This is a genomic window from Pseudomonas lurida (genome assembly GCF_013522705.1).
Taxonomy (GTDB): Bacteria; Pseudomonadota; Gammaproteobacteria; order Pseudomonadales; family Pseudomonadaceae; genus Aquipseudomonas; species Aquipseudomonas quebecensis.
This window is the reverse complement of record NZ_JAAMRE010000008.1, coordinates 155,985-170,296: the sequence shown is the minus strand read 5'-3', so window position 1 is coordinate 170,296 and position 14,312 is coordinate 155,985. Positions and strand designations below refer to the sequence as shown.

The window sequence follows — 14,312 nt, the reverse complement described above, 5'->3', positions numbered from 1 at the left end:
CGCAAGTGGCGGAAAGTGGCACAAAGTGGGTTTTTTGAACGTAAAACGCTAAAATTTGGAGAAACGCATCTGTGTTTCGCGGAGCTAACGCTATCAGTCTCGACGCAAAAGGCCGTCTCGCTATGCCGAGCCGGTATCGCGACGAGCTGATTTCGAGAAGTTCCGGGCAGTTAATCATCACAATCGATGCCGTTGACCCTTGTTTATGTGTTTACCCCCTCGACGAGTGGGAGTTGATCGAAACCAAATTGCGCGCCTTGCCTTCATTGCGTGAAGAAAACCGCCGCCTGCAGCGTTTGCTGATCGGTAATGCCGTCGACCTTGAACTCGATGGCAGTGGTCGTTTCCTGGTACCCCCGCGTCTACGCGAGTACGCCAAGCTCGATAAGCGCGCAATGCTGGTCGGCCAACTGAACAAGTTCCAATTGTGGGACGAAGATGCCTGGGATGCTGTTTCCGCAGCTGACCTGGCTGCTATTCAACAACCGGGCGCCATGCCTGACGAACTGCGTGATCTGATCCTGTGACTATTGATAGCGGCTTTAACCACATCACCGTACTGCTTGACGAAGCCGTCGAGGCTCTCGCCGTACGCGCGGATGGCTGCTATGTGGATGGGACGTTCGGCCGGGGCGGGCACAGTCGATTGATCCTTAGTCAGCTCGGGCCGGACGGAACGCTCCTCGGGTTCGACAAAGACCCCCAAGCGATTGCCACCGGGCAAGCGCTAGCGGCCGAAGACGGCCGCTTTGTCGTTGTGCAGCGCAGCTTTGCCGAGCTGGGAGCCGAAGTGGCCGAGCGCGGCATGGCGGGCAAGGTCGCCGGCGTTTTGCTTGACCTGGGCGTGTCTTCGCCCCAGCTCGATGACCCGGAACGCGGTTTCAGTTTCATGAACGACGGCCCCCTCGACATGCGCATGGACCCGTCCCGAGGCGTCAGCGCCGCGCAGTTCATCGCCACCGCGCCGGTGGAAGAAATCGCCCGGGTGTTCAAGGAATACGGCGAAGAGCGTTTCGCCGGCCGTATGGCTCGTGCCGTGGTCGAGCGCCGCGAACTGCAACCGTTCGAGCGCACCGCTGACCTGGCCGAAGTGCTGAAAGTCGCCAACCCAGCCTGGGAAAAGGGCAAGAACCCGGCGACCCGTGCGTTCCAGGGCCTGCGCATTCACGTCAACAACGAATTGGGCGATCTGGAGGCCGGCCTGGAGGCTGCCCTCGACGCGCTGGAAGTGGGCGGTCGCCTGGTGGTGATCAGCTTCCACTCCCTGGAAGACCGTATCGTCAAGCTGTTCATGCGCCGCCTGGTCAAGGGCGAGTCCGACAACCTGCCGCGCAACCTGCCGGTACGTTTCGAAGCCTTTGTGCCGAAAATCAAGATCCATGGCAAAGCGCAGTTCGCTTCCGATGCTGAGCTTAAGGCCAACCCACGTGCCCGCAGTGCGGTCATGCGTGTTGCGGAGAAGTTGCGGTGAGCAAGCTTTTCGCCAAGCCCCTGCCAGGCGGCAGCTTCTTTATGTTGCTGCTGTTTATCGGCGTGCTGGTTTCCGCCATCGCGGTGTCCTACAGCGCCCACTGGAACCGTCAGTTGCTCAACACCCTGTACGGGGAATTGAGCGTGCGCGACAAAGCTCAGGCGGAGTGGGGACGGTTGATCCTGGAGCAAAGTACCTGGACCGCCCACAGTCGTATCGAGGTGCTGGCCACGGAACAGCTGAAAATGCATATCCCCGGCGCAGCTGACGTGCGGATGGTGGCGCCATGATGAAACTTGAAGGCGCGCTCTATCCATGGCGCTTCCGCCTGGTGCTTGGCTTGCTGGCACTGATGGTGGGCGCGATCGCCTGGCGCATCATCGACCTGCAGGTGGTCGACCGCGACTTCCTGATCGGCCAGGGCGACGCCCGCAGCCTGCGTCATATCCCTATTCCCGCGCACCGTGGCCTGATCACCGACCGCAATGGCGAGCCCCTGGCCGTCAGTACACCGGTGACCACGCTGTGGGCCAACGCCAAGGAACTGCAGGTTGCCAAGGACCGCTGGCCGGCCCTCGCCGCCGCCCTTGGTCAAGACCCCAAGGCCCTGGCCGAGCGTCTGGAAGCCCAGGCCAACAAAGAGTTCATCTATCTGGTTCGCGGCCTGACCCCTGAGCAGGGCCAGCAGGTGCTCGACCTTAAAGTCCCCGGTGTCTACGGCATCGAGGAGTTCCGTCGTTTCTACCCGGCCGGTGAAACCACCGCCCATATGGTGGGCTTCACCGACATCGACGACCACGGTCGCGAAGGTGTCGAGTTGGCCTACGATGAATGGCTGGCCGGGGTTCCAGGCAAGCGACAAGTCATCAAGGATCGGCGCGGAAGGCTGATCAAGGATGTCCAGGTCACCAAGAACGCCAAGGCCGGTAAGCCCTTGGCGTTGTCGATTGACCTGCGTCTGCAATACCTGGCCAACCGCGAACTGCGTAACGCGATCATCGAGAACGGCGCCAAGGCCGGCAGCCTGGTGATCATGGACGTGAAGACCGGTGAGATTCTCGCCATGGTCAACCAGCCAACCTACAACCCGAACAACCGTCGCAACCTGCAACCGGCGATGATGCGCAACCGCGCCATGATCGACGTGTTCGAGCCGGGTTCGACCATGAAAGCCATTTCCATGAGTGCTGCCCTCGAAACGGGACGCTGGAAGCCCAGCGACAAGGTCGAGGTCTATCCGGGCACGCTGCAGTTGGGCAAATACACCATTCGCGACGTATCCCGGACCGAAGGGCCGGTGTTGGACCTGACAGGCATCCTGATCAACTCCAGTAACGTGGGCATGAGTAAGGTCGCCTTCGATATCGGCGGCGAAACCATCTACCACCTGGCGCAGAAAATCGGCCTGGGCCAACCCACGGGCCTGGACTTTCCTGGCGAGCGCGTCGGTAACCTGCCGAACTACCGCGATTGGAAAAAAGCCGAGACCGCCACGCTGTCCTACGGCTACGGCCTGTCGGTGACGGCAATCCAATTGGCCCACGCCTTCTCCGTGCTGGCCAACAATGGCCGCATGGTGCCGTTAAGCCTGATTCACGTCGACGAAGCGCCAAAGGCGACTCAGGTGATCCCGGAAAATGTCGCCAAGACCATGCAAGGCATGCTGCAACAAGTGATCGAAGCACCGCGCGGCGTGTTCCGTGCCCAGGTGCCGGCGTATCACGTGGGCGGCAAATCCGGTACCGCACGTAAGACATCCGTGGGCACCAAGGGCTATGCCGAGAACTCGTACCGTTCGCTGTTCGCCGGCTTCGGTCCGATGAGCGACCCGCGCTACGCCATCGTCGTGGTGATCGATGAACCCAGCAAGGCCGGTTACTTCGGTGGCCTGGTCTCGGCGCCGGTGTTCAGCAAAGTGATGTCCGGCACCCTGCGCCTGATGAACATCACCCCTGACAACCTGCCGCCGACCCAGCAAGCAAACGCCGGACCACCGGCCGCTGCCGTAAAAGCCAATGGAGGGCGCGGCTGATGTCTCTAAGTTTGAACAAGATTTTCGCCCATGCCGGTCGCGACCTGTTGATCCGTGAGCTGACCCTGGACAGCCGCAATGTGCGTGCCGGCGACCTGTTCCTGGCCGTGCCGGGTGGCAGGTTCGACGGTCGCGCGCACATTGCCGATGCGCTGCAACGCGGTGCCGCCGCCGTAGCGTATGAAGCCGAAGGCGCCACCGTGCTGCCGATCACCGACGTGCCGCTGATTCCGGTCAAAGGGCTGGCCAAGCAGTTATCCGATATCGCCGGGCGTTTCTATGGCGAGCCGAGCCGCCACCTCAATCTGGTGGGCGTGACCGGCACCAACGGCAAGACCAGCGTGACCCAGCTCGTGGCCCAGGCTCTTGATCTGCTGGGCCAGCACTGCGGCATTGTCGGCACTCTGGGGACCGGTTTCTATGGCGCGCTGCAAAGCGGCCTGCACACCACGCCGAACCCGATTGCCGTGCAGGCGACCCTGGCCGACCTGAAAAAAGCCGGTGCCAAGGCCGTGGCCATGGAGGTCTCATCCCACGGGCTGGAGCAGGGTCGCGTCAGCGCCCTGGCGTTCGATGTGGCGGTGATGACCAACCTGTCCCGCGACCATCTGGATTACCACGGCACCATGGAGGCGTACGCCGCCGCCAAGGCCAAGCTGTTCGCGTGGAACGATCTCAAATGCCGGGTCGTTAACCTAGACGATGCGTTCGGTCGCCAACTCGCCACCGAAGACCGCGAAGGGCGCCTGATCAGCTACAGCCTGCAGGACCCACGTGCCTACCTGTATTGCCGCGAAGCCCGGTTCGACGACGAAGGCGTGCGCGCCACCCTGGTGACCCCTCAGGGCGAACACCACCTGCGCAGCACCTTGCTCGGTCGTTTCAACCTCAGCAACGTGCTTGCTGCCATCGGTGCGCTGCTGGGCCTGGACTACGCCCTCGACGAAATTCTGAACGTACTGCCGAAGCTGGAAGGCCCGGCCGGTCGCATGCAGCGCCTGGGTGGCGGAAAACAGCCGCTGGTAGTGGTTGATTACGCCCACACCCCGGACGCCCTGGAAAAAGTACTCCAAGCGCTGCGCCCACACGCCAAGGGCAAATTACTGTGCCTGTTCGGCTGCGGCGGTGATCGTGATCGCGGCAAGCGCCCGCTGATGGCCGAGATTGTCGAGCGCCTGGCCGACGGCGTGCTGGTGACCGACGACAACCCGCGCAGCGAAGACCCAAGCCAGATTTTCGATGACATCCGTGCAGGCTTCAAAGACGTCTCCAAAGCTACCTTTGTCGCCGGTCGCGGTAACGCCATTGCCCAACTGATCGCCAGCGCCGGCGTCGACGATGTGGTGGTGCTCGCCGGTAAAGGCCACGAGGACTACCAGGAAATCAACGGCGAGCGGCATGCCTTTTCCGACCTGGTCGAGGCCGATCACGCCTTGAGTGCCTGGGAGATCGCCCATGCTTAAGCCGATGCGCTTCAGCGAACTGCCCCAGGCCCTGTCCGCTCGCCTTCTGTCCGGCGATTGCCGCTTCGATGGCGTCAGCATCGACAGCCGTGCCATCCAGCCAGGGCAACTGTTTGTCGCGCTGGCCGGCCCGCGCTTTGACGGCCACGATTACCTCAATGACGTCGCCGCCAAAGGCGCCGTGGGTGCCCTGGTGCAGCGCGAAGTACCGGAGTCGAGCTTGCCGCAGTTGCTGGTCGCCGACACCCGTTTGGCCCTCGGCCAACTGGGCGCACTCAACCGTGCCGCCTTCGAGCAGCCGGTGGCGGCCATCACCGGCTCCAGCGGCAAGACCACAGTCAAGGAACTGCTGGCCGGCGTGCTACGCACACGCGGGCCGGTACTCGCTACCCGTGGCAACCTGAACAACGATTTCGGCGCGCCGTTGACCCTGCTCGAATTGGCCCCGGAACACACGGCGGCGGTGATCGAGTTGGGTGCTTCGCGCGTCGGCGAAATCGCCTACACCGTGGCGCTGACCAAGCCCCACGTCGCCATTATCAATAACGCCGGTACTGCTCACGTGGGCGAGTTCGGTGGCCCGGAAAAGATCGTCGAAGCCAAGGGTGAAATCCTAGAAGGCCTCGACGCTTCGGGCACCGCCGTATTGAACCTCGACGACAAGGCCTTCGAAACCTGGCGCGTGCGCGCCGCCGGTCGCAAGGTCCTGACGTTTGCCGTGCATAACGCAGCGGCTGATTTCCATGCATCCAACATCACCGTCGATGCCCGAGGCTGCCCGTCCTTTACCTTGCACACCCCGCAAGGCAGCGAACACGTGCAACTGAATTTGTTGGGCAACCATAACGTTGCCAATGCCCTGGCCGCCGCCGCTGCCGCGTACGCCCTGGGCGTGTCGCTGTTCGGTATTGCCACGGGCCTTGGCGCGGTGCAACCGGTCAAGGGCCGCACCGTGGCGCAGTTGGCGACAAACGGCATGCGCGTGATCGATGACACCTACAACGCCAACCAGTCCTCGGTCTGCGCCGCCATCGACCTGCTCAAAGGCTTCGACGGCCGCAAGGTACTGGTTCTGGGCGATATCGCTGAACTGGGCGACTGGGCCGAACAATCCCACCGCGAAGTCGGTGCCTACGCCAGCGGCAAGGTCGACGCCCTTTATGCCGTCGGCCCGAACATGGCCCACGCCGTCAACGCTTTCGGCCCAGGTGCGCAGCATTTCGCCACCCAAGCCGAGCTGATCCAGGCGCTGGCTGCGGCCGAACACGACAAACAGACAACCATTTTGATCAAGGGATCGCGCAGCGCGGTGATGGAAAACGTCGTCGTGGCCTTGTGTGGCTCAAGTACGGAGAAACATTAATGCTGCTGCTGCTGGCTGAGTATCTGCAACAGTTCCACAAAGGCTTCGCGGTCTTCCAGTACCTGACTCTGCGCGGGATCCTGGGTGTGCTGACCGCGTTGTGTTTGTCACTGTTCCTGGGGCCGTGGATGATCCGCACCCTGCAGAACCTGCAAATTGGTCAATCGGTTCGCAATGACGGCCCGCAGTCGCACCTGTCCAAGTCCGGTACGCCGACCATGGGCGGCGCGCTGATCCTGTCCTCCATCGGTGTCAGCACGTTGCTTTGGGCTGACCTGCACAACCGTTATGTATGGGTGGTGCTGCTGGTGACCCTGCTGTTCGGCGCCATCGGCTGGGTGGATGACTACCGCAAGGTCATCGAGAAGAACTCCAAGGGGCTGCCAAGCCGTTGGAAGTATTTCTGGCAGTCGGTGTTCGGCTTGGGCGCGGCGATCTTCCTGTACATGACCGCCCCAAGCGCGGTGGAAACCACGCTGATTCTGCCCATGCTCAAGGACGCCAGCATTCCCCTGGGCATCGGCTTCGTGGTGCTGACCTACTTCGTGATCGTCGGCTCCAGCAACGCCGTCAACCTTACCGACGGCCTCGACGGCCTGGCGATCATGCCGACGGTGATGGTGGGCGGTGCGCTCGGTATCTTCTGCTACCTGTCGGGTAACGTGAAATTCGCCGAATACCTGCTGATCCCCTACGTACCGGGCGCGGGTGAGTTGATCGTATTCTGCGGCGCGCTGATTGGTGCGGGCCTGGGCTTCCTGTGGTTCAACACCTACCCGGCACAAGTCTTCATGGGTGACGTCGGCGCGTTGGCGCTGGGCGCGGCCCTGGGCACCATCGCGGTGATCGTTCGCCAGGAAATCGTGCTGTTCATCATGGGCGGTGTGTTCGTGATGGAAACCCTGTCGGTGGTCATCCAAGTGGCGTCCTTCAAATTGACCGGGCGTCGCGTGTTCCGCATGGCGCCGATTCACCACCACTTTGAACTCAAGGGCTGGCCCGAGCCACGCGTGATCGTCCGCTTCTGGATCATCACCGTGATTCTGGTGCTGATCGGCCTTGCCACCCTGAAACTGAGGTAGAAAAGAGTGTCCCTGATCGCTTCAGACCACTTCCGCATCGTTGTCGGCCTCGGCAAGAGCGGCATGTCCCTGGTTCGCTTCCTGGCGAACCGCGGCACGTCGTTCGCCGTGGCCGATACGCGGGAAAATCCACCGGAGCTGGTCACGCTGCGCCGTGACTACCCGCACGTGGAAGTGCGTTGTGGCGAGCTGGATGTCGAGTTTCTGTGCCGTGCCGACGAGCTCTATGTGAGCCCCGGCCTGGCCTTGTCCACGCCGGCTCTGCAAGCCGCCGCGGCCCGTGGCGTGAAGCTGTCAGGCGACATCGACCTGTTTGCGCGCAATGCCAAGGCGCCGATCGTGGCCATCAGCGGCTCCAATGCCAAAAGCACCGTGACCACCCTGGTCGGCGACATGGCGGCTGCGGCCGGCAAGCGCGTGGCCGTGGGTGGCAACCTCGGCACCCCGGCGCTCGACCTGCTCAGCGATGACGTCGAGCTGTACGTGATGGAACTGTCGAGCTTCCAGCTGGAGACCACCCACGACCTCGGCGCCGAAGTGGCCACTGTGTTGAACGTGAGTGAAGACCACATGGACCGCTACAGCGGCCTGCCGGCGTATCACCTGGCCAAGCACCGGATTTTCCGCGGTGCCAGGCAAGTGGTGGTCAACCGTCAGGATGCCTTGAGCCGTCCGCTGATGGGCGAGGGCCTGCCGTGCTGGACCTTCGGCCTGGGCAAACCGGACTTCAAGGCTTTCGGCATTCGCGAAGAGAACGGCGAGAAATACCTTGCCTTCGAATTCCAGAACCTGATGCCGGTGCGCGAGTTGAAAATACGTGGCGCCCACAACCAGTCAAACGCCCTCGCGGCCCTGGCCTTGGGGCATGCCGTCGGCTTGCCGTTCGATGCGATGCTGTCGACCCTGCGCACGTTCGCCGGGCTTGAGCACCGCTGCCAATGGGTGCGTGACCTGGATGGCGTGAGCTATTACAACGATTCCAAGGCCACCAATGTGGGCGCCGCGCTGGCGGCCATCGAAGGCCTTGGCGCCGATATCGACGGCAAGCTGGTGCTGATCGCCGGTGGCGACGGCAAGGGCGCCGACTTCAAGGATCTCAAGGCGCCGGTCGCCGTACATTGCCGCGCGGTGGTGTTGATGGGGCGTGATGCCGAGCTGATCGCCGCCGCCCTCGGTGACGCGGTGCCGCAGGTTCGCGTGGCCTCCCTGGACGAAGCCGTGATGCAAGGCAAAACCCTGGCCCAACCCGGTGACGCCGTACTGCTGTCGCCGGCCTGTGCCAGCCTGGACATGTTCAAGAACTACGAAGAGCGCGGCCAGCTGTTCGCTCGCGCCGTGGAGACCTTGGCATGACCCTGAACCTGAGAAACATCATCAAGCCGTACCCGTCGCCGATCATTACCGGGCGCGGTATCGACCTTGACTTCGCAATGCTCGCCGCCGGTCTGGCGCTGCTAGGCCTGGGCCTGGTGATGATTACCTCGGCCTCTTCCGAAGTGGCTGCCGTGCAATCGGGCAATACGCTGTACATGATGATCCGTCACCTGGTGTATCTGCTGATCGGTATCGGTTCCTGCATTGTGACCATGATGATCCCCATCGCCACTTGGCAGCGCCTGGGCTGGTTGATGCTGATCGGCGCGTTCGGCTTGCTGGTGATGGTGATCCTGCCGGGCATCGGTCGCGAGGTGAACGGCTCGATGCGCTGGATCGGTTTCGGCGCGTTCAACGTGCAGCCATCGGAAATCGCCAAGGTGTTCGTGGTGATCTACCTGGCTGGCTATCTGGTGCGACGTCAGAAGGAAGTGCGCGAGAGTTGGATGGGGTTCTTCAAGCCATTCATCGTGCTGCTACCCATGGCCGGTCTGTTGCTGATGGAGCCGGATTTTGGCGCAACGGTAGTAATGATGGGCGCGGCGGCGGCGATGCTGTTTCTTGGCGGTGTTGGGCTGTTGCGATTCGCGTTGATGGTGGTGCTGGCGGTTGTTGCGGTTTATCTGCTGGTTCTGGCGCAACCCTATCGGATGGCACGCTTGATTACCTTCACCGATCCCTGGTCCGATCAGTTTGGTGCCGGTTACCAGTTGACCCAGGCGCTGATTGCTTTTGGTCGAGGCGGCTGGTTCGGTGTCGGGCTGGGCAACAGCGTGCAGAAACAGTTCTACCTGCCTGAAGCCCATACTGACTTCGTATTCTCGGTGCTTGCCGAAGAGCTGGGTGTCGTGGGCTCGCTGTGCACGGTAGCGCTCTTTGTGTTCGTCTGCGTGAGGGCCCTTTACATAGGCCTATGGGCCGAGAAAGCCAAGCAGTTCTTTGCCGCCTACGTGGCTTACGGGCTGGCATTCCTTTGGATCGGTCAGTTCCTTATCAACGTCGGAGTGAATGTCGGGCGTCTGCCGACCAAGGGGCTGACCCTGCCATTCCTCAGTTACGGTGGCAGTTCGTTGGTGATTTGCTGCATCTGCCTGGGCCTGTTGCTGCGCATCGAGTGGGAGAGTCGCACCCACCTGGGCAGCGAAGAGATGGAATTCAGCGAAAGCGACTTCGCCGAGGAGCCGACCCATGGGCGCTAATGTGCTGATCATGGCAGGCGGCACCGGGGGGCACGTGTTCCCTGCCCTGGCGTGTGCGCGGGAATTCCAGAACCGTGGCTACAGCGTGCACTGGCTGGGTACGCCGCGCGGCATCGAGAATGAACTGGTGCCAAACGCCGGATTACCGCTGCACCTGATCAACGTCACCGGCCTGCGTGGCAAGGGCAAGTTGTCGCTGCTCAAGGCGCCGTTTGTGTTGCTCAAAGCGGTGTGGCAGGCGCGCAAGGTCATTCGTGAGTTGAAGCCAGTGTGTGTGCTCGGCTTTGGCGGTTACGTGACCGGCCCCGGCGGCGTTGCGGCCAGGCTGGCCGGTGTGCCGGTGATCGTGCACGAACAGAATGCCGTGGCCGGCACCGCCAACCGTCTGTTGGTGCCGCTGGCCGCGCGGGTATGTGAAGCGTTCCCGAACACCTTTGGCTTGTCGAGCAAACGTCGCACCACCGGCAACCCGGTGCGCACCGAATTGTTCATGGGCATCGCCCGCGCTGCATTGGCCGGGCGCAAGGCGCACCTGTTGATCCTGGGCGGAAGCCTGGGCGCTGAACCGCTGAACAAATTGCTGCCCGAAGCCGTGGCGCAACTGCCGTTGGACGTGCGTCCGGAGATCTTCCACCAGGCCGGCAAAAACCACGATGAAGTCACCGCTGCGCGTTACCGCGAAGCCGGTGTGGAGGCCAACGTACAGCCTTTCATCAAAGACATGGCCCAAGCCTATGGCTGGGCCGACCTGGTGGTCTGTCGCGCTGGCGCGCTGACCGTCAGTGAACTGGCCGCCGCCGGTCTGCCGTCCTTGCTGGTGCCTTTGCCCCATGCGATCGACGATCACCAGACCCGCAACGCCGAATATTTGGCCGGGGAGGGCGCTGCCTTCCTGCTGCCGCAAAGAACGACTGGCGCCGCCGATTTGGCCGCACGCCTGACCGAGGTTTTGATGCAACCGGAACGACTCAACAGCATGGCGAGCACCGCAAGCCGCCTGGCCAAACCTGAAGCAACCCGCACCGTGGTCGATATCTGCCTGGAGGTGGCCCATGGTTGAGAATCAGAAAGCCATGCCACAGCCGGAAATGCGCCGCATCCGTCGCATCCACTTCGTCGGTATCGGCGGCGTGGGCATGTGCGGCATTGCCGAAGTGTTGCTCAACCTGGGCTATCAGGTATCCGGTTCGGACTTGAAAGAATCCCTGGTCACCGACCGCCTCAAGTCCTTCGGCGCGCAGATCTTTATCGGCCACCGTGCCGAGAACGCCGCCGAGGCCGACGTGCTGGTGGTGTCCAGCGCCGTGAACACCTCCAACCCGGAAGTGGCAACCGCCCTTGAGCGCCGTATTCCGGTGGTGCCACGTGCCGAGATGCTCGCCGAGCTGATGCGCTACCGCCACGGCATCGCCGTTGCCGGTACCCATGGCAAGACCACGACCACCAGCCTGATCGCCTCGGTGTTCGCCGCCGGTGGCCTGGACCCGACCTTCGTGATCGGTGGCCGCCTGAATGCAGCCGGCACCAATGCACAGCTGGGCACCAGCCGCTACCTGATCGCCGAAGCCGACGAAAGCGATGCCAGCTTCCTGCACCTGCAGCCGTTGGTGGCCGTGGTCACCAACATCGATGCCGACCACATGGCGACCTACGACGGCGACTTCAACAAATTGAAGAAAACCTTCGTCGAGTTCCTGCACAACCTGCCGTTCTACGGGCTGGCGGTGGTGTGCCTGGACGACCCGGTGGTGCGCGAGATCCTGCCGCTGGTCAAGCGTCCGACCGTCACCTACGGCTTCAGCGAAGACGCCGACGTGCGTGCGATCAATGTGCGTCAGGAAGGCATGCAGACCTATTTCACCGTGCTGCGTCCGGATCGTGAGCCGTTGGACGTGTCGGTGAACATGCCGGGCAACCACAACGTATTGAACTCCCTGGCAACCATTTGCATCGCTTCCGATGAAGGCGTCAGCGATGAAGCCATCGTCGAAGGGCTGTCGCGCTTTGCCGGTGTGGGCCGACGCTTCCAGGTCTACGGGCAACTGCCGGTAGACGGTGGCGACGTGATGCTGGTGGACGACTACGGGCATCACCCGACCGAAGTTGCCGCCGTGATCAAGGCCGTGCGCGGCGGCTGGCCGGAGCGCCGCCTGGTGATGGTCTACCAACCGCACCGCTACAGCCGTACTCGCGACCTGTACGACGATTTCGTCAATGTGCTGGCCGATGCCAACGTGCTGCTGCTGATGGAGGTCTACCCGGCCGGTGAAGAGCCGATCCCGGGCGCCGACAGCCGCAAGCTGTGCAACAGCATCCGTCAGCGGGGCCAGTTGGACCCTATCTATATCGAGCGTGGCGTGGACCTGGCGCCGATCGTCAAGCCGCTGCTGCGTGCCGGCGATATCCTGCTGTGCCAGGGCGCCGGTGATATCGGCGGCCTTGCGCCTAAGTTGCTGGCGAGCCCGCTGTTTGCAGCCGCCAAGAAGGGAGCGTCGAAATGACTGCTGACTACGGCTCCCTGTTTTCGACAATCGCGCCAGCCGACTTCGGCCGCGTGGCCGTATTGTTCGGCGGCAAGAGCGCCGAGCGCGAAGTGTCGCTCAAGTCCGGCAACGCGGTGCTCGACGCGCTGCAAAGTGCCGGCGTGAATGCGTTCGGGATCGACGTGGGCGATGATTTCCTCGCGCGTCTGCAAGCGGAAAAAATCGACCGCGCCTTTATCATCCTGCACGGCCGCGGCGGTGAAGACGGCAGCATGCAGGGCCTGTTGGAGTGCGCCGGTATTCCTTATACCGGCAGCGGCATCCTGGCCTCGGCGCTGGCGATGGACAAACTGCGCACCAAGCAGGTATGGCACAGCCTGGGTATTCCCACCCCGCGTCACAGTGTTCTGTGCAGCGAAGACGATTGTATTTCTGCAGCCAAGGAACTGGGCCTGCCTTTAATCGTCAAACCTGCCCATGAAGGCTCCAGTATCGGCATGGCTAAAGTGAACTCGGCCGCCGAATTGATCGACGCATGGAAAGCGGCAAGTACCTACGATTCGCAAGTGTTGGTGGAACAGTGGATTTCCGGTCCCGAGTACACCATCGCCACCCTGCGTGGCCAGGTATTGCCGCCCATCGCCCTGGGCACGCCCCACACGTTTTACGACTACGACGCCAAGTACGTGGCTTGCGATACGCAGTACCGGATTCCGTGCGGCCTCGACGCAACCAAAGAACAGGAATTGATGGACCTCACGGCGAAAGCCTGTGAGGCGCTCGGTATCGCCGGTTGGGCGCGGGCAGACGTGATGCAGGATGACCAGGGCAACTTCTGGTTTCTTGAAGTCAACACCGCACCGGGGATGACCGACCACAGCCTGGTACCGATGGCCGCCCGTGCCGCCGGCCTGGATTTCCAGCAGTTGGTGCTGGCTATCCTGGCCGCCAGTATTGAGCCAAGAGGCTAACTCCATGAAAGGCGCATCGCTTCGTCATCAGCCCCCACACGCACCGAGCCGCAAGCCGGTGCCCCGGGGTGCCAGTCGCATGGTGGCTAAAGAGCCGATGTCGGCGCGCCTGCCGAAAGCCAATTTCGGTTTCCTCAAGGCGCTGTTCTGGCCGGTGTTGCTGGTGGTGTTGGGCTTCGGCACTTACGAAGGCGCGCAGCGTCTATTGCCATACGCCGACCGCCCGATTACCAAAATCAGCGTGCAGGGCGACCTGAGCTACATCAGCCAGCAGGCGGTGCAGCAGCGCATCGGTCCGTTCCTGGCGGCAAGCTTCTTCACCATCGACCTGGCCGGCATGCGCCGGGAGCTGGAGCAGATGCCTTGGATCGCTCATGCCGAAGTGCGGCGTGTATGGCCTGACCAGGTGACGATCCGCCTGGAAGAACAACTGCCGGTGGCCCGTTGGGGCGACGAGGCGCTGTTGAACAACCAGGGCCAGGCGTTCACCCCGCGTGAGCTGGCCAACTACGAGCACCTGCCGCAGCTGTTCGGGCCGCAGCGGGCGCAGCAGCAAGTGATGCAGCAGTACCAGGCCTTGAGCCAGATGCTGCGGCCACTGGGCTTCTCCATTGCACGCCTGGAACTGCGTGAACGGGGCAGCTGGTTTTTGACAACCGGGGCAGGCAGTTCCGGCCCGGGCATCCAGTTGTTGCTGGGACGCGACCGCTTGGTGGAGAAGATGCGCCGCTTTATTGCCATCTACGACAAAACCTTGAAAGAACAGATTACGAACATTGCGAGCGTCGACCTGCGTTACGCCAACGGCCTTGCCGTCGGCTGGCGTGAACCGGCTGCGCCCACGGCAGCGCAACCCGCTGTCGCGAAGAATTAA

At 62.5% G+C, this 14,312-nt stretch carries 13 protein-coding genes; all 13 read left to right on the top strand.

Annotated features, from left to right (window positions below; all coding sequences use genetic code 11):
• Window positions 1-71 precede the first annotated feature (71 nt).
• From mraZ to G7025_RS09770, 13 genes are read left to right on the top strand one after another with little or no spacing between them, the layout of a single operon-like run.
• Window positions 72-527: a division/cell wall cluster transcriptional repressor MraZ gene (gene mraZ / locus G7025_RS09830; RefSeq protein WP_003171868.1), complete on the top strand. Its 456-nt coding sequence runs from the start codon at window positions 72-74 to the stop codon at window positions 525-527.
• Window positions 524-1,471, top strand: coding sequence for a 16S rRNA (cytosine(1402)-N(4))-methyltransferase RsmH (gene rsmH / locus G7025_RS09825; protein ID WP_370694742.1), 948 nt, complete (start codon window positions 524-526; stop codon window positions 1,469-1,471). The genes mraZ and rsmH overlap by 4 nt, the downstream gene beginning before the upstream one ends.
• Window positions 1,468-1,761, top strand: a complete 294-nt coding sequence (gene ftsL / locus G7025_RS09820) for a cell division protein FtsL (RefSeq protein WP_124361353.1) — start codon at window positions 1,468-1,470, stop codon at window positions 1,759-1,761. The genes rsmH and ftsL overlap by 4 nt, the downstream gene beginning before the upstream one ends.
• Window positions 1,761-3,503 carry a peptidoglycan D,D-transpeptidase FtsI family protein gene (locus G7025_RS09815; protein WP_181078617.1) on the top strand — a complete coding sequence of 581 codons (1,743 nt, stop codon included), beginning with the start codon at window positions 1,761-1,763 and terminating at the stop codon, window positions 3,501-3,503. The genes ftsL and G7025_RS09815 overlap by 1 nt, the downstream gene beginning before the upstream one ends.
• Complete coding sequence (locus G7025_RS09810; protein ID WP_181078560.1) at window positions 3,503-4,966, top strand: UDP-N-acetylmuramoyl-L-alanyl-D-glutamate--2,6-diaminopimelate ligase; 1,464 nt, start codon at window positions 3,503-3,505, stop codon at window positions 4,964-4,966. Before G7025_RS09815 ends, G7025_RS09810 begins: the two co-directional genes overlap by 1 nt.
• Window positions 4,959-6,329, top strand: a complete 1,371-nt coding sequence (locus G7025_RS09805) for a UDP-N-acetylmuramoyl-tripeptide--D-alanyl-D-alanine ligase (RefSeq protein WP_181078558.1) — start codon at window positions 4,959-4,961, stop codon at window positions 6,327-6,329. Before G7025_RS09810 ends, G7025_RS09805 begins: the two co-directional genes overlap by 8 nt.
• Window positions 6,329-7,411 carry a phospho-N-acetylmuramoyl-pentapeptide-transferase gene (gene mraY, locus G7025_RS09800; protein ID WP_034111805.1) on the top strand — a complete coding sequence of 361 codons (1,083 nt, stop codon included), beginning with the start codon at window positions 6,329-6,331 and terminating at the stop codon, window positions 7,409-7,411. The genes G7025_RS09805 and mraY overlap by 1 nt, the downstream gene beginning before the upstream one ends.
• A gap of 6 nt (window positions 7,412-7,417) precedes the next feature.
• Complete coding sequence (gene murD, locus G7025_RS09795) at window positions 7,418-8,764, top strand: UDP-N-acetylmuramoyl-L-alanine--D-glutamate ligase (protein WP_181078556.1); 1,347 nt, start codon at window positions 7,418-7,420, stop codon at window positions 8,762-8,764.
• Window positions 8,761-9,984 (top strand): putative lipid II flippase FtsW, encoded by a 1,224-nt coding sequence (gene ftsW, locus G7025_RS09790; RefSeq protein ID WP_375139328.1) that lies wholly within the window; start codon window positions 8,761-8,763, stop codon window positions 9,982-9,984. Before murD ends, ftsW begins: the two co-directional genes overlap by 4 nt.
• Window positions 9,974-11,044, top strand: coding sequence for an undecaprenyldiphospho-muramoylpentapeptide beta-N-acetylglucosaminyltransferase (murG, locus tag G7025_RS09785; RefSeq protein WP_181078554.1), 1,071 nt, complete (start codon window positions 9,974-9,976; stop codon window positions 11,042-11,044). The genes ftsW and murG overlap by 11 nt, the downstream gene beginning before the upstream one ends.
• The gene (murC, locus tag G7025_RS09780) at window positions 11,037-12,485 is read left to right on the top strand and encodes a UDP-N-acetylmuramate--L-alanine ligase (RefSeq protein ID WP_181078552.1); all 1,449 of its coding nucleotides are present in this window, start codon (window positions 11,037-11,039) and stop codon (window positions 12,483-12,485) included. The genes murG and murC overlap by 8 nt, the downstream gene beginning before the upstream one ends.
• Window positions 12,482-13,438 (top strand): D-alanine--D-alanine ligase, encoded by a 957-nt coding sequence (locus G7025_RS09775; RefSeq protein WP_181078550.1) that lies wholly within the window; start codon window positions 12,482-12,484, stop codon window positions 13,436-13,438. Before murC ends, G7025_RS09775 begins: the two co-directional genes overlap by 4 nt.
• Before the next feature lie 4 nt (window positions 13,439-13,442).
• A complete protein-coding gene (locus G7025_RS09770) occupies window positions 13,443-14,312 on the top strand; it encodes a cell division protein FtsQ/DivIB (protein WP_181078548.1) in 870 nt (289 codons plus the stop codon).

Coding starts and splice junctions, on each gene's coding strand:
- G7025_RS09805 (WP_181078558.1), top strand. CDS start 4,959: ATGCTTAAGCCGATGCGCTTCAGCGAACTGCCCCAGGCCCTGTCCGCT.
- G7025_RS09770 (WP_181078548.1), top strand. CDS start 13,443: ATGAAAGGCGCATCGCTTCGTCATCAGCCCCCACACGCACCGAGCCGC.
- mraY (WP_034111805.1), top strand. CDS start 6,329: ATGCTGCTGCTGCTGGCTGAGTATCTGCAACAGTTCCACAAAGGCTTC.
- murC (WP_181078552.1), top strand. CDS start 11,037: ATGGTTGAGAATCAGAAAGCCATGCCACAGCCGGAAATGCGCCGCATC.
- G7025_RS09815 (WP_181078617.1), top strand. CDS start 1,761: ATGAAACTTGAAGGCGCGCTCTATCCATGGCGCTTCCGCCTGGTGCTT.
- G7025_RS09775 (WP_181078550.1), top strand. CDS start 12,482: ATGACTGCTGACTACGGCTCCCTGTTTTCGACAATCGCGCCAGCCGAC.
- G7025_RS09810 (WP_181078560.1), top strand. CDS start 3,503: ATGTCTCTAAGTTTGAACAAGATTTTCGCCCATGCCGGTCGCGACCTG.
- ftsW (WP_375139328.1), top strand. CDS start 8,761: ATGACCCTGAACCTGAGAAACATCATCAAGCCGTACCCGTCGCCGATC.
- murG (WP_181078554.1), top strand. CDS start 9,974: ATGGGCGCTAATGTGCTGATCATGGCAGGCGGCACCGGGGGGCACGTG.